This is a genomic window from Rhodococcus sp. NPDC004095 (assembly GCF_053604015.1).
This window is the reverse complement of sequence record NZ_JBSGGS010000010.1, coordinates 140,747-159,112: the sequence shown is the minus strand read 5'-3', so window position 1 is coordinate 159,112 and position 18,366 is coordinate 140,747. Positions and strand designations below refer to the sequence as shown.

General features: G+C 69.0%; 19 protein-coding genes. 8 read left to right on the top strand and 11 right to left on the bottom strand.

Features of this window, described 5'->3' with window-relative positions; all coding sequences use genetic code 11:
- Positions 1-107: 107 nt before the first annotated feature.
- Together ACWEPG_RS20215 and ACWEPG_RS20210 are read right to left on the bottom strand one after the other, a co-directional pair.
- Positions 108-566 carry a MarR family winged helix-turn-helix transcriptional regulator gene (locus ACWEPG_RS20215; RefSeq protein WP_452595126.1) on the bottom strand — a complete coding sequence of 153 codons (459 nt, stop codon included), beginning with the start codon at positions 564-566 and terminating at the stop codon, positions 108-110.
- Positions 567-641: 75 nt separating this feature from the next.
- On the bottom strand, positions 642-1,076 hold the full coding sequence (locus ACWEPG_RS20210) for a MarR family winged helix-turn-helix transcriptional regulator (protein ID WP_452595125.1): 435 nt from the start codon (positions 1,074-1,076) through the stop codon (positions 642-644).
- Between the two features lie 163 nt (positions 1,077-1,239).
- On the opposite strand from ACWEPG_RS20210, the gene ACWEPG_RS20205 reads away from it, so the two are divergent.
- From ACWEPG_RS20205 to ACWEPG_RS20180, 6 genes are all read left to right on the top strand, one after another.
- Positions 1,240-2,721: a carboxylesterase/lipase family protein gene (locus ACWEPG_RS20205; RefSeq protein WP_452595124.1), complete on the top strand. Its 1,482-nt coding sequence runs from the start codon at positions 1,240-1,242 to the stop codon at positions 2,719-2,721.
- Between the two features lie 164 nt (positions 2,722-2,885).
- A complete protein-coding gene (locus ACWEPG_RS20200) occupies positions 2,886-4,469 on the top strand; it encodes a bifunctional 3-(3-hydroxy-phenyl)propionate/3-hydroxycinnamic acid hydroxylase (protein ID WP_452595123.1) in 1,584 nt (527 codons plus the stop codon).
- Positions 4,466-5,332 carry an alpha/beta fold hydrolase gene (locus ACWEPG_RS20195; RefSeq protein WP_452595122.1) on the top strand — a complete coding sequence of 289 codons (867 nt, stop codon included), beginning with the start codon at positions 4,466-4,468 and terminating at the stop codon, positions 5,330-5,332. The genes ACWEPG_RS20200 and ACWEPG_RS20195 overlap by 4 nt, the downstream gene beginning before the upstream one ends.
- The gene (locus ACWEPG_RS20190; protein WP_452595121.1) at positions 5,329-6,339 is read left to right on the top strand and encodes a VOC family protein; all 1,011 of its coding nucleotides are present in this window, start codon (positions 5,329-5,331) and stop codon (positions 6,337-6,339) included. Before ACWEPG_RS20195 ends, ACWEPG_RS20190 begins: the two co-directional genes overlap by 4 nt.
- A gap of 50 nt (positions 6,340-6,389) precedes the next feature.
- Positions 6,390-8,024, top strand: coding sequence for an FAD-dependent monooxygenase (locus tag ACWEPG_RS20185; protein WP_452595120.1), 1,635 nt, complete (start codon positions 6,390-6,392; stop codon positions 8,022-8,024).
- 33 nt (positions 8,025-8,057) lie between these two features.
- Entirely contained in the window at positions 8,058-8,693 is a 636-nt protein-coding gene (locus ACWEPG_RS20180) for a TetR/AcrR family transcriptional regulator (protein ID WP_452595119.1), read from the top strand.
- A 54-nt stretch (positions 8,694-8,747) separates the two neighbouring features.
- On the opposite strand, the gene ACWEPG_RS20175 is transcribed toward ACWEPG_RS20180, so the two are convergent.
- From ACWEPG_RS20175 to ACWEPG_RS20145, 7 genes are all read right to left on the bottom strand, one after another.
- Entirely contained in the window at positions 8,748-9,524 is a 777-nt protein-coding gene (locus ACWEPG_RS20175) for an SDR family oxidoreductase (RefSeq protein WP_450112687.1), read from the bottom strand.
- A 53-nt stretch (positions 9,525-9,577) separates the two neighbouring features.
- Complete coding sequence (locus ACWEPG_RS20170) at positions 9,578-10,561, bottom strand: NADPH:quinone oxidoreductase family protein (RefSeq protein WP_452595118.1); 984 nt, start codon at positions 10,559-10,561, stop codon at positions 9,578-9,580.
- 74 nt (positions 10,562-10,635) lie between these two features.
- The gene (fabG, locus tag ACWEPG_RS20165; RefSeq protein ID WP_452595117.1) at positions 10,636-11,391 is read right to left on the bottom strand and encodes a 3-oxoacyl-ACP reductase FabG; all 756 of its coding nucleotides are present in this window, start codon (positions 11,389-11,391) and stop codon (positions 10,636-10,638) included.
- 10 nt (positions 11,392-11,401) lie between these two features.
- Positions 11,402-12,511, bottom strand: coding sequence for a phosphotransferase family protein (locus ACWEPG_RS20160; protein WP_452595190.1), 1,110 nt, complete (start codon positions 12,509-12,511; stop codon positions 11,402-11,404).
- Positions 12,471-13,253, bottom strand: a complete 783-nt coding sequence (locus ACWEPG_RS20155) for an SDR family oxidoreductase (RefSeq protein ID WP_452595116.1) — start codon at positions 13,251-13,253, stop codon at positions 12,471-12,473. Before ACWEPG_RS20155 ends, ACWEPG_RS20160 begins: the two co-directional genes overlap by 41 nt.
- Positions 13,254-13,256: 3 nt before the next feature.
- The gene (locus tag ACWEPG_RS20150; RefSeq protein WP_450112682.1) at positions 13,257-14,483 is read right to left on the bottom strand and encodes an acyl-CoA dehydrogenase family protein; all 1,227 of its coding nucleotides are present in this window, start codon (positions 14,481-14,483) and stop codon (positions 13,257-13,259) included.
- A gap of 71 nt (positions 14,484-14,554) precedes the next feature.
- On the bottom strand, positions 14,555-15,373 hold the full coding sequence (locus tag ACWEPG_RS20145) for an SDR family oxidoreductase (RefSeq protein ID WP_452595115.1): 819 nt from the start codon (positions 15,371-15,373) through the stop codon (positions 14,555-14,557).
- Between the two features lie 172 nt (positions 15,374-15,545).
- Between ACWEPG_RS20145 and ACWEPG_RS20140 the strand changes: the two genes are divergently transcribed.
- The gene (locus tag ACWEPG_RS20140) at positions 15,546-16,022 is read left to right on the top strand and encodes a MaoC family dehydratase (protein WP_452595114.1); all 477 of its coding nucleotides are present in this window, start codon (positions 15,546-15,548) and stop codon (positions 16,020-16,022) included.
- A 33-nt stretch (positions 16,023-16,055) separates the two neighbouring features.
- Here ACWEPG_RS20140 and ACWEPG_RS20135 read toward each other — a convergent pair whose 3' ends face one another.
- Entirely contained in the window at positions 16,056-16,736 is a 681-nt protein-coding gene (locus ACWEPG_RS20135) for a TetR/AcrR family transcriptional regulator (protein WP_452595113.1), read from the bottom strand.
- A gap of 322 nt (positions 16,737-17,058) precedes the next feature.
- On the opposite strand from ACWEPG_RS20135, the gene ACWEPG_RS20130 reads away from it, so the two are divergent.
- Complete coding sequence (locus ACWEPG_RS20130) at positions 17,059-17,343, top strand: hypothetical protein (RefSeq protein WP_452595112.1); 285 nt, start codon at positions 17,059-17,061, stop codon at positions 17,341-17,343.
- A gap of 124 nt (positions 17,344-17,467) precedes the next feature.
- On the opposite strand, the gene ACWEPG_RS20125 is transcribed toward ACWEPG_RS20130, so the two are convergent.
- Positions 17,468-18,169, bottom strand: a complete 702-nt coding sequence (locus ACWEPG_RS20125) for a TetR/AcrR family transcriptional regulator (RefSeq protein ID WP_452595111.1) — start codon at positions 18,167-18,169, stop codon at positions 17,468-17,470.
- Between the last annotated feature and the right edge of the window lie 197 nt (positions 18,170-18,366).

Sequence of the window (18,366 nt, the reverse complement as noted above, 5' to 3'; positions counted from 1 at the left end):
TCGACGAACTCATGTTCACTCCTTTTGAGAAATAGATCCACGCGGTACGCGCGGAAAACAAGTGCGGCCGACGTCGGGCGCCGGCCGCGGAAGACGATGCGCGCGGATCAGTGCGCGCCGGTCACCGGGCTCGGAACGGAGCCGACCGCGCCGCGAAGGCGCTCCAGGCGAGCGGTGAGGTCGTCGACCTCCTCGTCGGTCCAGTCGGCCATCGCCGACCGGGCCCACTCGAGCATGACCTCTCGGTGCACCTGCAGGGCGTTGGCTCCCTCCTCCGACAGCGTCAGCAGGGAGGCCCTGCCGTCGAGCGGATCGGGGGTGCGCACCACGTATCCCAGCGACTCGGCGTGCGCGATCTGCCTGCTGAGCGCGGACTGCGTGACCCGCAGATCCTCCGCCAGCATGCTCGGACGGTTGCCCTCCGCGCAGGCGATGTGCGCCAGCAGAGCCCCCAGTGGCGGCGGCAGCATTCCACGATGCGAACCCCGGGCCGCGACGGTGCGGGCTTGCCGGACCAGACCACGCATCGACTCGATCAGATTCGACGCGGACTCCGGACTGACCATCTCACCCTCCATTAGTTGATGGTTGCAACCATAAACCCAGTTGATTGCATCCAGCAACTATCTGGGGTGTGACCCTCACCCCACCTCGTTGCCGAGCCTGCGCAGCAGGGCCGACAGCATCCGCAGGTCGGCAGGGTCCCACCGGCCCAGCGTCCGCCGCCACTGCGCCACCCGCTCGTCCCGCTGAGCAACGAGCCGCGCCCGGCCGTCGGCGGTCAACTCGACCAGCTTCGCGCGCGCGTCGGACGGGTCCGGGATCCGGCGCACCAGGCTCAACCGGGTCAGCGCGTCGATCTGCCGGCTGAGCGTGGACTTCTCCAGGCCGAGCGTGGCGATCAACGTCGCCATCGGTACCGCGTCGTCGTTCCGGGTCAGCAGCATCAGCAGGGGGTAGCAGGCCGGATCGAGCTTCGGGTCGATCTCGTGCGCCCGCTCCCTGGAGCTGACGCTGCCACGGCGCCACATGTCCACCAGCTCGACCTCGAGCTCCGCGATCGGATCCGGTCCCACGTTGCCAGCACTCCTTCACTCACCCGACGCCCGACGAGCCCGACGCCGCACCCGCGACCATCCAACCAGGCGCGACCGGGGCGCGCCGAACCCTTCACCTGCGACCTCCACCGATGGAAGATGGTCCACAACCCCATGTTTTGCGGAACACCGGGAGGCAGCCGTGGATCCACTGGTCGCGATCGCCCAGGGCACCGTGCTGGGCACCTCACAGGGCGGCGTCGTTTCGTTCAAGGGCATGCCGTACGCCGCCCCGCCGGTCGGCGAGCACCGGTTCGCCGCACCCTCTCCCCCACCCCACTGGGACGGGGTTCGCCGGGCGACCGAGTTCGGGCCGACCGCACCCAAACCCCCCTACCCCAGCCCGCTCGATCGACTGCTCCCCGAGCCGGACCACCCCGGCGACGACTTCCTGAACCTGAATGTGTGGACCCCGAGCCTCGAGGGCCGGGCCCCGGTCCTCGTCTGGATCCACGGCGGCGCCTTCGTCAACGGCTCCGGCTCCGTCCCCGCCTACGACGGCAGCGCGTTCGCCCGCGACGGAATTGTCTGCGTCACAATTAATTACCGACTCGGAGCCGAGGGGTTTCTGCTGATCGACGGGGCCCCGGCGAACCGCGGACTGCTCGACCAGATCGCGGCGCTGCGATGGGTCCGGGACAACATCGGTTGTTTCGGAGGCGACCCGGACCGGGTGACGATCGCCGGTGAGTCCGCGGGCGGGATGAGCGTGGTCACGCTGCTGTCGGCACCGGCCGCGGCCGGGTTGTTCACCCGGGCGATTGCCCAGAGCGGCGCAGGCCACCACGTGATGGCCGCCGAGACCGCGAAGAAGGTGACGGCGGCGGTCGCGGACCTGCTCGCGGTGCCACCCACCCTGGTGGGCCTCTCGACGGTGGCTCCGGCGGACCTGGTCGACGCGCAGGCGACAGTGTCGGCGCGGATCGCCCGCGAACCCAACCCCGCGGTGTGGGACGAGATCGCCACCGACTCGATGGCGTTCGAGCCGTGCCTGGACGGCGAGGTGCTCACCACCCGGCCGATCGACGCCCTCGCCGCGGGCGCCGGAACCGATGTGGACGTGCTTGTCGGCAGCAACGCCGACGAGCACACGCTCTTCCTGATGCCCAGTGGCGTCGCCGACTTCCTGCACGAGGACGTGCTCGCCCTCGCCGCGACCGGACTGGGCCTCGATCCGGATGCCGCGGTGGCGCTCTACCGGCAGGACCGCCACGGGGCGACCCCGGGCGAGGTGCTGGCCGCGGTGCTGCGCGACCGCACGTTCTGGATCCCCGCGATTCGGGTGGCCGAGGCGCGTTCCGCCCATGCCACGGACACCTTCGTCTACGAATTCGCTTGGCGGACTCCACAGCTGGACGGCCGACTGGGCTCCACCCACGGGCTCGAGATCGGTTTCGTGTTCGACACCCTGCACGGACCGGACCTCGAGCCGCTGACCGGGCCGCACCCGCCGCAGGATCTCGCCGACGAGATGCACCGCGCCTGGGTGGACTTCGTGCGCACCGGCGACCCGGGATGGCCCGCGTACGGCGCCGATCGCACCGTGCGCGTCTTCGGCGGCGATGCCGAGCACGTGAAGGATCCCCGCCCCGAGCTGCGCGCACTCTGGCACGGGATTCGCTGAGCCTCCACGACCACCGGCACGGACCCGCACCGCACTCGGCGGCGCGGTCCGGCGGTCGTGCCCACCCACCCGACCGGGGTCGGCGGACTCCTTGACGTTACCCAGGCCACAACTTATTGTAGCGATCACTCCAAATGTGTGGACTACGAAATGAGAGCCTCGACGTGAGCGAGCACCCCGTCTACGACGTCGCCATCGTGGGATACGGCCCCACCGGTGTCACCGCAGCCAACCTCCTCGGACAAGCAGGACTGAACGTGCTTGTCGTCGAACGAGATCCGGACATCTACGCGAGAGCACGCGCGATCTCCACCGACGAGGAGGTGCTGCGCATCTGGCAGCAGGTCGGGCTCGCCGACCGCCTCGACGCGGACATGCTCGAAGGCGGCACGGTGGCGTTCGTCGACGCCGCTGGGCGGCCGTTCTCCGAGGTCCAGGCCGTTTCCCATGGCTGCGGCCATGCCCCGCAGCAGTTCATCTACCAGCCCGCGATGGAGCAGATTCTCCGGGACGGCGTGGACCGATTCCCCAACGTCGAGATCAGATTGGGCCACGAGTGTCTGCGCCTGATCCAGAACCCGGATGACGTGACCCTGATGCTGGCGGACCTCGAGACCGATTCCTTCGTGCGTGAACGTGCCCGCTACGTGATCGCCGCGGACGGCGGGTCGAGCCCCACCCGTGGCCAGCTCGGCATCGGCTACGAGGGCAGGACATTCGGCGAACGCTGGGTGGTGATCGACACGGAGGTCCTCCAAGAGTGGCCGGGACACGACCGACTCCGGTTCCACTGCAACCCGGCCCGCCCCACCGTCGACTGCCCCACCCCGCTCGGCCATCACCGCTGGGAGTTCCCGGTCCGCGACGGCGAGGACGAGAAGGAACTGTCCACGGACACGGCGATCTGGCGGATCCTGCGCGGCCAGGGCATCACCGAGCGGAACGTGAAGATCCTGCGCGCGGTCGTCTACAGCCACCACGTACGTTTCGCCGACCGGTGGCGCGTCGGCCGGATCTTCCTCGCCGGCGACGCCGCACACGCCATGCCGCCGTGGATCGGCCAGGGCATGTCCGCGGGTGTCCGCGACGCGGCGAACCTGTGCTGGAAGCTCGAGGCAGTGCTGCGCGGCTCGCTCCCCGAGTCCGTGCTCGACACCTACCAGACCGAGCGGATGCCGCACGTCCGGGAGGTCACCCGCCGGGCCGTGAACACCGGCCGGCTGATCGTCGAGCGCCGCCCGTGGGTGGCCACGATGAGAAACCACACGATGCGTGCACTGTCGAAGATCCCCGGGTTCACCGACTTCGCGATCGAGCACCTGTGGATCCCGGAGGCGCACTACCCGAAGGGATTCCGATCCGGCGGCAAGGGCGCCGCGCTCGGGCGGCAGATTCCCCAGCCGTGGGTCACGGCGGCGGGGCAGGACCGGCCGCAACGCCTCGACGACATCCTCGGGCAGCAGTGGACGATCCTGCATCTGGGTCCGCGGCGACCGCAACCGTCCTGGGACGCGGTCGGTGTCCGCTCCCTCGAGATCCGTCCACCGGGCTCGGTCTCGGGCGGCGGACTGGTCGACGCGGCGGGCACCCTCACCACCTGGATGCACGATCACGACGCCGACGTCCTCGCGGTTCGGCCCGACGGATTCGTCTATGCCGCAGGCTCTTCCGGGCATCTGCCCGCACCCCCTCCGGGCTTGCGCGTCCACCCGCACACCACGAACCACATGATCGGAGAAGACGCATGACCGCTGCGAAGCTGACCGAGCGGACCGTCACCACGGCCGACGGTAAGGAGATCTTCTACGCCGAGACCGGCGCGGGGCCGACCGTGCTGCTGCTGCACGGCGGCGGACCGGGAGCGTCCGGGGTGTCCAACTACTCGCGGAACATCGCCGCTCTCGCGGCCGACTTCCGGGTGATCGTGCCGGACCTGCCCGGCTACGGCCGCTCGTACAAGGGCATCGACCAGGGCGATCCGTTCCGGGCGCTGGCGGACGGCATCCGCGGGCTCATGGACGTCCTCGTCCTCGAGCAGGCCGATCTAGTCGGTAACTCCTACGGCGGCGCCTGCGCGCTGCGCCTCGCGCTGGACACCCCGGAGCGGGTGCGCCGAATGGTGCTGATGGGGCCCGGCGGTATCGGTACCACGCGTGGGGTTCCGACGGCGGGGCTGCAGTGCCTGCTCGGGTACTACGGCGGTGACGGCCCGTCGCGGGAGAAGCTCGAGCGGTTCATTCGCGACTACCTCGTGTACGACGATCATCTTCTTCCCGACGAGGTGATCGACGAGCGCTACGCCGCGAGCATCGATCCCGAGGTCGTCGCCAACCCGCCGCTGCGCCGGCCGTCCGGTCCGACCGCTCTGCGGACCATGGTGCGCATGGATTTCACGCGCGACAAGCGACTGCGCTCGCTGGCGACGCCGACGCTCGTCGTCTGGGGTGCGGAGGACAAGGTGAACAAGCCGAGCGGCGGCCCGACCCTCGCGAAGACCATGCCGAACTGCGATCTGCTCTCGGTGGCGAACACCGGGCACTGGGTGCAGTGGGAACGCTCCGACCTGTTCAACGCCGTCACCCGCGCCTTCCTCACCGAGGAGCGTCCGTGACCGCCTCCGTCTTCGGCAACGTCCACCTCGGTTACGTCGTGATCGAGACCGAGAAGTTCTCGGACTGGCGGCGGTTCGGCGCGGACGCGATCGGGATGCACGTCGACGGCCTCGACGCGCGCACGATGCGTTTTCGCATGGACGACCACGAGTGCCGGTTCCTGCTGCGTCGCGGCCCCGGGGAGGACGTGACCGCGTTCGGCTGGCAGGTCGACGACCACGAGTCCTTCGACCGCATCGTGGCCCGGGTGGCAGCGGCCGGCGTGCCGATCCGCGAGGGCAACGCGGAGGGCTGCGCGCTGCGCGGTGTCGAGCGTCTGCTCCGGTTCCCGGGGCCGAAAGGCATTGCGCAGGAGATCTTCACCACCGCCCGGCTGAGCGCTGCCCCGCTGCGCGCCACGTCGAGCTTCGTCACCGGCGAGGCGGGCCTGGGTCATGTCGCGATCACGTCGACGAGGCCGACGCAGATGCGCGCCTACTTCACCACGGTCTTCGACGCCCGGTTGTCGGACTACATCGACGAGCGGATGAGCGGTGTGCGGCTGAAGGCCAGGTTCCTGCGGGTCAACGAACGCCACCACTCGGTCGCGATCGCGTCGGTGCGCGGCGTGCCGATGGACCCGCTCCGGACCAGCATCCAGCACGTCAACGTGCAGGTCACAACCCTCGACGAGATGGTCGCCACGTACCAGCGGGTGACGGAGCTGGGCTTCCCGATGATGTGGGAAATCGGCCAGCACACAAACGACCGGGAGTTGTCGTTCTACGCGGGTACGCCGTCGGGGTTCGAGTGGGAAGTGGGCTGGAACCCGATCGTCGTCGACGAGTCCACGTGGGAACCGACAACTCATCAGGGGTTCAGCATCTGGGGCCACAAGCGTGAGGGCGAGACCATCGCGTACAAGCTCGCACAGTTCCGCCGGGGGCTGGCATCGCTGACCGAGCGCGAGGAATGGGTGCCCGCCGTGTCCGGCAACGGAATTGCGGATTACGGGCCGCAGGGCTGACCGAGAACCCGAACATACCGAGAACCAGAACGGACAACAGGGGTTTGACCATGGAGAAGTCCATCATCGTCGTAGGCGCCGGCCCCGTCGGCACCTGTCTCGCCATCGACGCCGCGATGCGCGGCGTCGATGTCGTCGTTCTCGAATCCCGCGGGGCGGACGCTCCGCCGGACGCGAAATGCAACACCGTCGCCGCGCGCACCATGGAGACGTTCCGACGTTTCGGGATCGCGGATCAGGTGCGGGCGGCCGGCCTGCCCGACGACTATCCGACCGACACCGTCTACACCACCAGCTTTGCCGGCCCCGAACTGACTCGGATCGTCATGCCGTCCCGCGCCGAGCGCGCCCTCCCCGGATTCCACGACAGCGACTGGCCGACACCGGAGTCCATGGTGCGCGAGAGTCAGCTCTGGCTCGAGCCGATCCTGCGCGGCAAGTTGACCTCGCTCCCCAATGTGCGCTTCCTGCCGCGCACCGAACTCGTCGGCTACCACCAGGACGACGACGGAGTGACGGTCGAGTGCCGTGCCCTCGAGGAGGACCGCACCTTCGACCTTCGGGCTGCCTATCTCGCCGGTTGTGACGGCGGGTCGAGCCGGGTCCGTAAGGAGATGGGGGTGAAACTCGCCGGCGACGCCGAAATCGCTCGCACACGCACGAGTCTGGTGCGTTCGAAGGAGATCAAGGGACTGCTCGGCGACCGCCGCGCCCCGTGGATGAGCTGGGTGGTCAACGACAGGGTCCGCGGAAATGTCGTCGCGATCGACGGCGAGGAACTGTGGCTGGTCCATCGCGCACTGCCCGCCGGCGAGAAGGATTTCGGCGCGCTCGACTCCGACCGGTCGATCCGCGACGTGCTGGGCGTCGGACCCGATTTCCCCTTCGAGGTCGTCCGTCACGAGGATTGGGTTGGCCGTCGGCTCGTTGCCGAACGATTCCGCGACCGTCGTGTCTTCATCGCCGGTGATGCCGCACACCTCTGGGTGCCCTTCGCGGGCTACGGCATGAATGCGGGTATTGCCGACGCGATGAACCTCTCCTGGCTGCTGTGCGCAGTTGTCAAGGGCTGGGCCGACCCGGCCATCATCGATGCCTACGAGGCCGAGCGCCTTCCGATCACCGACCAGGTCTCGCGTTTCGCCATGTCCAAGCTCGAGGAGAACGCCGCCGCGATGTCGGAGCGGTCGGCACCGAAGATCCTGAGCGCACCGAATTTCGTCGGGCGCCTGCTGCGCAGGCGCCTCGGCCGGAAGCTGTTCGCAATCAACCTCGCGCAGATGTCGCCCGAGGGCCTCAACTTCGGCTACTACTACGACAGTTCACCCATCATCGTCGGCGACGGCGAGCCCGCACCGGTGTACGACATGGGCAAGCACGTCCCCTCTACCGTTCCGGGATGCCGACTGCCACATTTCCGCATCGGTACCGAGAGCATCCTCGATCTCCTCGGACCGGACTACACACTCATCCGCTTCGATCGCACCGTCGATGTCTCCGCGATCGAGGACGGCAGGCTGCCCGTGAAGGTCGTCGATACCGAGCCTCTTCCGCATCCGGCCTTCCGGCACAAGCTGCTGATCGTCCGCGCCGACAGCCACGTCGCATGGCGTGCGGATTCGCTTCCCCAGGACCTCGATCCGCTGGTGAACCGCCTACGGGGAAAGGTGGTCACACACCCATAATCAGCCCACGACCAGCCCCGATACTCTTGTCCCATGAGCGAGCAGCGATCCGTCAAGCCGAACAAGCGCGGGGCACGCTCGCGGGAACTCGTGCTCGACACCGCCGAGCGGCTGATGGCCGAGCACGGCTACGAGGCCGTGTCGGTCTCGCAGCTCGTCAGCGAGGCCTCGATCCCCCTCAGTTCGATCTACCACTACTTCGGGTCGAAGGACGGGGTGCTGCTCGGGGTGATGGAACGCGGCGCGCGACGGTTCTTCGCCGCCATGCCCGATCTTGCCGCCATGCACGCAGATCCGGGACTACCCGAGGATCCCGAGGCAAGACTTCGGGTCATGCTCGGCGCGCTGACCACGGAACTCGATCGCCAGCCCGACTTCCTGCGCCTGGTGACGGTGATGACGATGCAGCCGCCGACCGGCGAGGCCGAGCGGGCGCTCGAGGTGGTGCGCCGGGTGCGGGCGACCGCGATCGAACTGCTGTGCCGTGTCGGCTCCGTGGCGTTCGGGCTCGACGCCGACGATCCCGTAGCACTGACACTCTCGCGCTTCGCGCTGAGCACGATCGACGGCACCATCCTCGCCCAGCGGGCGGAGGGCATCGCGGCCGAGGAGATCCTGGCGCACCTCCCGACCGCGATCGTCGCCCTGCACGCGACGCTCACCGCCTGACGGGGACGAACCACCGGAACCGCCCGGGCGGCGACGCGGTCCGATCCGTAGTGGTCAGCGGGTACCGCTGAGCCCTCCGTCCACCGGGATCACCGTCCCGGTGAGGTAGGCACCGGCCCGCGACGACAGGAAGATCGCGGTGCCCGCGATGTCCTCCGGGGTGCCGATACGCCCCAGCGGGACGCTGCCCTCCACTGCCGACTTCAACTCGGGATCGTCGAGGAGGAAGGCAGTCATCTTCGACGGGAACGGTCCCGGCGCAACGGCGTTGACGGTGATGTGCTCGGCGGCCAGCGTCTGCGCGAGCTTGCGGGTGAGCATGTGCACCGCGGCCTTGGACGCCCCGTACGAGAAGTTCTCCGTGCCCGAGACCACCAGCCCGTCGATCGACCCGACGTTGATCACCCGTGCCGGGTCGTCCGCGCTCGCCGCGACCCGCAACTGGGGCAGCAACGCCTGCGTCAACGCGAACACCGACGTGACGTTGAGTCCGAGGATCTTGTCGAACCCGGAGGCGGGGAATTCGTCGACCGGCGCTCCCCAGGTGGCGCCCGCGTTGTTGACCAGCACGTCCACCCGGTCGAAGGTCCGCGCCACGAACGCGGCGAGGTCCGCCACGCCCTCCGCGGTACTCAGGTCCGCGGGATGGGCGACCACGTCGCCGGCCGCGGACAGCTCGCCGGCCGCCGACTCGCACGCGTCCGCCTTCCGGGACGAGATGATCACCCGTGCACCGGCTTCGGCGAAGCCCTTCGCGATCATCAGGCCGATGCCGCGGGTGCCACCGGTGACGACGACGGTCTTGCCGACGACATCGAACAGACCGGTCATGATGCGACCGCTTCGGGCATGAGGACTCCGTTTCGTGTGGTGTGGTGACGTGATCAGGGCTGGAAGACCAGGCGACCGACGGTGCTTCCGTCGCCGAGCCGCGCGACGCCGTCGGCGACGTCGGTGAGGGCCAGACGCTCGCCGATCAGCGGCTTGAGCAGGCCCTCGTCGGCGAGCCGGGTCAGCTCGGTGTGGCAGTCGTCGATGATCGCCGGGTTCTTCGCCTGGTACAGGCCCCAGTGCAGGCCGACGATCGAGTAGTTCTTGATCAGCGCGTGGTTCAGGGCCGGTTGCGGGATGGTGCCGCCGGCGAACCCGATGACCACGATCCGGCCCTCGAATGCGATGCACTTGGTCGAACCGGCGTAGGCGTCGCCGCCGACCGGGTCGAAGACGATGTCGGCGCCGTGGCCGCCGGTGAACTTCTTGACCGCCCCCACGAAGTCCTCGGAGCGCCGGTCGACAACCAGGTCCGCGCCGAGTTCCTTGGCATACCGGGCCTTCTCGGGCCCACCGACCACGCCGATGACCTTTGCACCAGCGGCCTTGCCGAGCTGCACGGCGGCGCTGCCCACGCCACCGGCGGCGGCGTGCACGAGCAGGTGGTCACCCTCCACGATCCGGGTGCGGCGGTGCAGCGCGAACCACGCCGTCTGGTAGCCGATGGTCAGGGCCGCGGCCTCGGCATCGTCGAGGGCCTGCGGCGCCGGGAACACGCAGGCCTGGTCCATCACCGCGTACTCGGCGAACGCGCCGCCCGGCAACGTCGCCGTACCGACCACGCGGTCACCGACCGCGGCACGGGTGACGCCGGCGCCGACGGCCACGACCTCGCCGCACAACTCGACACCCGGTGTGAACGGCAGCGGCGGCTTGACCTGGTACTCGCCGCGACACAGCAGCACGTCCGGGAAGTTCGCCGGAGCGGCGAGCACCCTCACCAGTACCTGGCCGTCGCCGGCGGTCGGTTCGGCGACGTCCTCGAGCTTCAGGACGTCGCGTGGCTCGCCGAGTTCGTTGACGCGCCATGCCTTCATGATGTTTCTCCTGACGGGTGTGGGTGGGGTGGATCGAACCTACTCGGCGGAAGGCCGGATCGGCGCGGTCCGGGTCAGTCCCTCGGTCCGCCGGCGACGTAGATGACCTGACCCGACACGAAACCGGCGCCATCGCCGGCGAGGAAGGCGGCGGTGTTGGCGATGTCCTCCGGCTGGCCGACGCGGCCGACCGGGATCTCCGCGGCGGCGGCCCTCTTCATGTCCTCGAAGTCGACTCCCACCCGCGCGGCGGTGGCGGCGGTCATCTCGGTCTCGATGAAACCGGGAGCGATCGCGTTGGCGGTGACGCCGTAGCGGCCCAGCTCGATCGCGAGGGTCTTGGTGAAGCCCTGCACACCGGCCTTGGCGGCCGAGTAGTTGACCTGGCCGCGGTTGCCGAGCGCCGAGACGCTGGACAGGTTGACGATGCGGCCGAACTTGGCCTCCACCATGTACTTCTGGGTGGCACGGGTCATCAGGAACGCGCCGCGCAGGTGCACGTTCATCACCGAGTCCCAGTCCTCGACCGTCATCTTGAACAGCATGTTGTCCCGCGTGATGCCGGCGTTGTTGACCAGCACGGTCGGCGCCCCGAGCTCGGAGGCGACCCGCTCGACGGCGGCCTCGACCGACGCCTCGTCGGCCACGTTCGCGCCGACGGCCAGTGCCGCACCGCCCGCCGCCTCGATGGCGTCGACGGTGCCGACGCACGCCGACTCGTCGAGGTCGACCACCGCGACGGCACAGCCGTCCGCGGCCAGCTTCTTCGCGACGGCGGCGCCGATGCCCCGCGCGCCGCCGGTGACGATCGCGGTCCTACGTTCAGTCATGTCGTGTCTCCTACGTGAAGATTGCGTGGGTGGATCTCGAACTGCTCTGGATACCTGCCGCGTCAGCGATCTCGCGGGCCTTGTGCACGAGCGCGTCGATCCGCGCCGCCGTCGGTGTGCCGGCGGCCGCCTTGTTCGCGGGGGTGTCCATCGCCCGGCGCATGACGCCTTCGGCGATGATCGCCACCTTCCACAGACCGAGGGTGTGCCAGAACCCGAGCGCCTGCGGATCCCGACCGGTCTCGTCGAGGTAGATCCGGGCGATCTCGGCCCGGTCCGGGAAACCCGCGAGTGTCGACGCCGGGAAATCGCCCCCGGTGTCCTCGCCCGGTTCGGGCCAGTAGGCGAGCATGGAACCCATGTCCGCCAACGGATCTCCGAGGGTGGAAAGCTCCCAGTCCAGTGCACCGAGGACCTCGCCGTTGTCGCGGGAGACGATCACGTTCCGCAGGTGGAAGTCGCCGTGCACCAGCGAGAGCTCCGTCTGCTCCGGCACCGACGCCACCAGGCGGCGGGTCAGGTCGTCGAGCTCGGGCAGCTCCCGCGTCTTCGACTGCTCCCACTGACCGGCCCACCGTTTGAGCTGGCGCGCCGCATACGGCTTGTGGCCGGCCAGATCCGACAGGCCCACCTCCTCCAGGTCCACGGCGTGGATTTTCGCGAGGGTCCGTGGCAGCGACACCGCGATCTCGCGCCGCCGCTGCGGCGTCAGCGACTCGGCGATCTCCATGGTGTCGACGACCTGCCCGTCGATGAACTCCATCAGCACCAGCGGCACGTCGGAGATCGCCGGATCCTGTGCGACACCGTGGATCCGCGGTGCGGGCACGTCGGTGTCGGCGAGCGCGGACATGATCCGGGCTTCCCTGGCCACGTCGTGTGCGGAGGCCAGCAGGTGACCCAGCGGTGGTCGGCGCAGGACCCAGCGCCGCCCGTTCTCGTCGCGCACCAGGTAGGTGAGGTTGGACTGGCCCAGGCCGATCCGGTCGAAGGTGAGCCGGCCGGTGGCATCGATCCCGAGGTCACCGAACCAGCGGGTCACAGCCGCCGGGTCGACCCCGGCGACGTCCCGCACAGGGTCAGACACCGTGCGACGCTCCGCTCCGGTACATCGCGGCATTCCCGAGGCGCTGGCCGCCATCGATCACCATGGTCTCCCCCGTGATCCACGACGCCGCGTCGGAGGCGAGAAACGCGATCGCCGAGGCGATGTCGTCCGGCTCACCGATGCGGGCGAGCGCGGTCGACGCCGCGACCAGCTCCTCGTGTTCATTCCACAACGCCTCGGCCAGCTTCGTGCGCACCACCCCGGGTGCGACCGCGTTGACCCGAATCCTCGGGGACAGCTCCAGCGCCAGCTGCTTGGTCAGGTAGATCAGCGCGGCCTTCGACACGTTGTACAGGCCGATGTCGGCCTCGTGTCCGAGCCCGCCTATCGATGCCGTGTTGATCACCGATCCCCCGTGCTCGCCCATCCACGCCTCGACGGCGAGCCCCGTCCACAGCAACGGCGCCCAGAGGTTCACGTCCATGGTCTTCGCGAACCGGCCGTGGTCCTGCGCGATCATCGGGCCGAACGCCGGATTGGTGCCCGCGTTGTTGACGAGAATGTCGACGCTGCCGAATCTTTCGAGGGTCACCTCGATGCAGCGCCGCGCCTGGTCCTCCTCCACCGCGTGCGCGCCGACACCGATCGCATTGCCGACGATCGAGGCCGCGGCCTCGTCGGCCGCCTCCTGCTTCCGTGAGGTCAGTACGACGTTGGCACCGGCCGAGGCGAGGGCCTGCGCGGCCGCCAGGCCGATGCCGCGGGAGGCGCCGGTGACGATCGCCGTCTTGCCGCTCAGGTCCTGGTTCGTCATGGATCAGAAGCCTTCCGGGCGCAGGTCGCGGTACCGACGCAGTTCGCGGCGGGCGATGGCGCGCTTGTGCACCTCGTCCGGCCCGTCCGCCAGGCGCAGGGTGCGCAGGTGCGCGTACGCCATGGCGAGCGGGAAGTCGTCGGTGACGCCGCCGCCGCCGTGCACCTGGATGGCGCGGTCGACGATCTTCAGCGCGATGTTCGGGGCGGCCACCTTGATCGCGGCGATCTCGGTCTGTGCCTCCTTGTTGCCGACGGTGTCCATCAGGTGGGCGGCCTTGAGGGTGAGCAGCCGGATCATCTCGATGTCGATGCGCGCCTCGGCGATCCAGTCCTGGATGTTGGCGTTGTCGGCGACCGGCTTCCCGAAGGTGACCCGGGACTGCGCGCGCTTGCACATCAGTTCCAGCGCACGTTCGGCCATGCCGATGGCGCGCATGCAGTGGTGGATGCGGCCCGGGCCGAGGCGGGCCTGGCTGATCGCGAAGCCCTCACCCTCGCCCTTGAGCACGTCCTTGGCCGGTACCCGGACGTCGGTGAAGTCGATCTCGGCGTGGCCCTCGCGGTCCTGGTAGCCGAAGACGGGCAGACCACGCATCACGGTGACGCCGGGGGCGTCGATCGGCACGACCATCATCGACTGCTGCCGGTGCGGCGCCGCGGCGGGATCGGTCTTGCCCATCACGATCATGACCTTGCAGTTCTGGTGCAGGGCGTTGGACGCGAACCACTTCCGGCCGTTGAGGACGTACTCCTCGCCGTCCTTGACCATCGACAGCTCGACGTTGGTCGCGTCGGAGCTGGCGACGGCCGGCTCGGTCATCGCGAACGCGGACGCCATGGTGCCGTCCAGGAGCGGCTTCAGGTACTTCTCCCTGTGCTCCTCGGTGCCGAAGAGTTCGAGCACCTCCATGTTGCCGGTGTCGGGGGCGTTGCAGTTGCAGGCCTCGGACGCGAGGTGGCTGCGGCCCATGATCTCGGCAAGCGGCGCGTACTCGAGGTTGGTCAGTCCGGCGCCGGTGCCGGGGTGCGGGTGGAAGAGGTTCCACAGTCCCCGCTGCTTCGCCTCTGCTTTGAGTTCCTCCAGGATCGGCGGCTGGAAGTGCGGGTTGCCGGAGGCACGCATCTGCTCCTCGTACACGGCTTCGGCCGGGTAGACGTGCGTCTCCATGAATTCCAGCAGGTCCTTCTGCAGCTGCTGGGCGCGTTCCGAGATGTCGAACATGGACATGAGAACTCCTGAGGGGTGAGGCGGGAGGATTCGGGGTTCGGGGCTCGCGGCCTCCGTGAACCCCGATGTGGTCATCCCTGGTTCTGGAGGGAGGCCTGGTAGCGGCGCATGCCGCGCAGCCAGCGGTCGTAGTCGGCGCCCTTGTGCCGGTACATGTCGAGCACCTGCGGGTGCGGCAGGATCAGGAAGCGCTCCTCGTCGATGGCGGCGAGGGTGTCGGCGGCCACCTGGGCGGGCTCGAGCACCTCGCCCGCGGAGGTGACGGCCTTCGCGGCGGTCGCGGCGAGGCCGTCGGCGGCGTCCTCGTCGGGGAACAGGAGCTTGGTGTTGACGCCCTGCGGGCACAGGCAGCTGACCTTCACACCCTGGTCTCCGTAGGTGACGCTGAGCCATTCGGCGAAGCCGATGGCGGCATGCTTGGTGACGGCATAGGCGGCCGCACCGATCTGGGTCAGCAGTCCCGCCGCGGAGGCGGTACTGACGAAGTAGCCCTCGCCGCGCTCGACCCAGCCCGGCACCAGCTGCTGGGCGGCACGGATGTGGGCACGCAGGTTGATGTCGAGCGCCAGGTCCCAGGCGGCCTCGTCGGCGTCGAGCCCGGGCGCGCCGGTGATACCCGCGTTCGCGAAGTACAGGTCGACCGGACCGAACTCCTTCTCCGCCAACGCGATCAGTCCGCGGATCGCCTCGGCGTCGGTGACATCGGCTCCCGCCGCGACGGCGGCACCCGGATGGTGGGCGTTGATCCCGTCCGCGACCCGATCCGCGGCGGCACCGTCGAGGTCCGCAACCACGACGCGCGCACCCGATGCGGCGAGCGCCTGCGCGATCGCGCCGCCGATCCCGCCGCCGCCACCGGTGACGACGGCAACCCTGCCTGCAACCTTCACTGACGTGCCCCGCTTTCGTTTCGCTGATGAGGACGCGACCGACCGATGGACGTGATCCAGGTCTCCCTCTCTGTATAATTGAATCCGGCGTCAGGTTCAAGCCCAAGCCGGGGCCCGAGCCCGGCGGACACACGACGTCCCGAATGCAGACAAGCGACTTCCAGGGAGAAACATGGACACCACCACCGTTCCCGTCCGCCCGAGCACGCCCGCCGATCTGGCCGCACTCGTCGGCAAGGAACTCGGCCCGACCGAGTGGTACGAGGTCACCCAGGAGCGCGTCAACGCGTTCGCGGACGCGACCGGCGACCATCAGTGGATCCACGTCGACCCGCAGAAGGCCGCGGCGAGCCCGCTCGGCGGCACCATCGCGCACGGCCTGTTCAGCCTCTCCCTCGGCCCGTACCTGTCGAGCCGGTTGCTCGCGTTCGACGGATTCACCCACGGACTGAACTACGGCTACAACAAGGTTCGCTTCCCCGCCCCGGTACCGGTCGGCTCACGGATTCGCATGCGCGTCACCGTCGTGTCCGCCGACGAGGTTCCCGGCGGAATCCAGGTCACCACCAGTCAGGTGGTCGAGCGCGAGGGCTCCGACAAGCCGGTGATGGTCGCCGAGTCCATCGCCCGCGTTGCTGCCGCGTCCTGACCTACACACGGCCTCCCCGGCCGCGCCTCGAGCTCAGTCGCGCCCGGGGAACCGCAGGGCGTTCGCCCACAGTCTCGTGACGGTGAACACCAACGCCTCGAGGTCGTACGCCCCACCGTCCGCGGCCTCCCCCGACACGAACACCTCGTACGCCAGCCGGCTCACCATCCCTGACAGCGCTCGGGAGGCCGTCATCGGGTCGATCCCGGGATCGGCGATCGAGCACTGCTGCAGATCCGCGATGCCGCGCGCGTTGCGGGCGATGAACGCCTCGGCGCGCTCGGTCCGGAATCGCCGGAACCCGGGATCAATGTGTGCGACCTGCTCCATCAGACCCATCAGCCTGGCGTTGCGCCGGTATGCCGCGAGGTACGCCCGGTTGCTCGCCTCGAGCACCGCGTAGGGATCGTCGGTGTCACGAACCCGCCCCATACCCGGGTGCATCATGTCCTGCCGCGCCTCGTCGAGCACTGCGGCGAAGATCTCCTCCTTGCCGGAGAAGTAGGTGTAGAAGGTGCCGGTCGCGCAGCCCGCCTCCTTCGTGATGTCCGCCAACCGGGCGTCCAGGTAGCCGTCCCGCTCGAACACGACTCGTGCGGCGGCGACGAGCGCGGCCCGCGTCCGGGCACCGCGCCGGGTGGCCGGCGGTTCCCGCAGCTGCGGCGCCGACCCCGGACGGTCGCCGCGATCCCCTTCGGGTGCAGTCGTCTCCACCCCCTGGTTATACATGAAACCGACGTCAAGTTCGGCAGAGTTCCCGGCCTACCCTGCATTGCCACCGGCAGGGACGTGTGGCCGGACGACACTCGCGAGACCCCCGATGGCCTCAGCCGTTCCGGATGTCCGCCCGCCCAATTCTTTTCCATACCGGGCGCCCGGTTGTTTTCTGGTTTCACCGGCTGAGCTGCCCGACCCTGGGTAGCCTTCCCCTCAAAGATCGAGAGACGATCCAGCCTTGCTCTCCGGACAGTCGCGACACGAAGTTCCCAGCACTGATCGATCTCACCATTGTCCCTGCGCCCGAACGGACTTGACGATGACAACGGTCGACGCCGCCACGGTCGCGCTCGTAACGGAGGCACTGCGCATCGCACCCGACGCGACCTCCCTGTACCTGACGGTCGCCGAATGGGCCGAGTCCCCCGCGTGGGACACGATGCTGGTCGTCGCTGTCGGCACCCATGGCGCCCTGGACGCGTTCGAACTCGATGCGAACACAATCGCGACGTTCGCCGTCACTCACCCACCGAACGGCGCCTGCACCATCGTCGTCGACATCGACCTTCTCGCCGCGGTCTTCCACAACGCAGCGAGTTCGTAGACCGGGGCCCGGAGCCCGCGTGGGCGAGGACCGTCGCCGTATTGACCGGAACCCACGCGGCGGACTCGAGGCGGTGTCCGAGTGAGATCCTCGGGCGAGAGCGCTTGCGCGACCCGCTTTCTCGCTACGTGGCCCGGTCCTCGGTGGGGATGCGCAGGGCGTTGACCCACAGCCGGGTCGCGGTGGCGGTGAGCTCGCCGAGGTCGACCTTCCGGCCCTCGCTCATCGAATCGCCGGTCACGAAGTACCCGAACGCGAGGCGGCTGATCATCCCGGACAGCGCACGCGAGGCGAGCAACGGATCCAGTTCCGTGTCCGCCATCCCTCGCTTCTGCAGTGCCCCGATGCTGCGGGCGTTGCGGAACACGAAGGCATCCGCTCGCCGTTGCCGCAGCTTCCGGAACTCCGGGTCGATGCTGGCGACCTGCTCGAGCAGGGCCATCAGCTTGGCGTTGCGCTTGTACGCCTCGAAGTACGCGCGGTTGCTCGCCTCGATGATCGCGGCCGGGTCGTCGTCGGCAGCGACGTGCGGCATGCCGGGGTGCATCATGTCCTCTTGCGCCAGCTCCAGAACCGCCGCGAAGATCTCCTCCTTGCTGGAGAAGTAGGTGTAGAAGGAGCCGGCCGAGCACTTCGCTTCCTTGGTGATGTCGATCAGCCGGGTGTCGAGGTAGCCCGCCCGCTCGAACACGGTGCGCGCGGCGGCGATCAGGGCCGACCGGGTGCGCAGACCACGTTCGGTGGCGGGGAGTTCACGGAGCAGCGCGGAGTTCGCCATCGACGGCGGCGCGTCCTCGTGTGCTTCCTTTGCTGCGGGTCGTGACATGGACACCTTTATAGCAACGCCGCGACCAGCGGCATTTCATCCACCCGTCGATGCGCCCACCCGCCCGACCGGCACCCGAGCGTGCGCCATGGCGATCACCGTCGGCGTCCGCGCCCCGGGGAGGCTCAGGTCACCGATGGATCCGGCGCCGGCGACCGACAGGGAAATCCGGATGCGAACCGCCCGCGCGTGGTCCA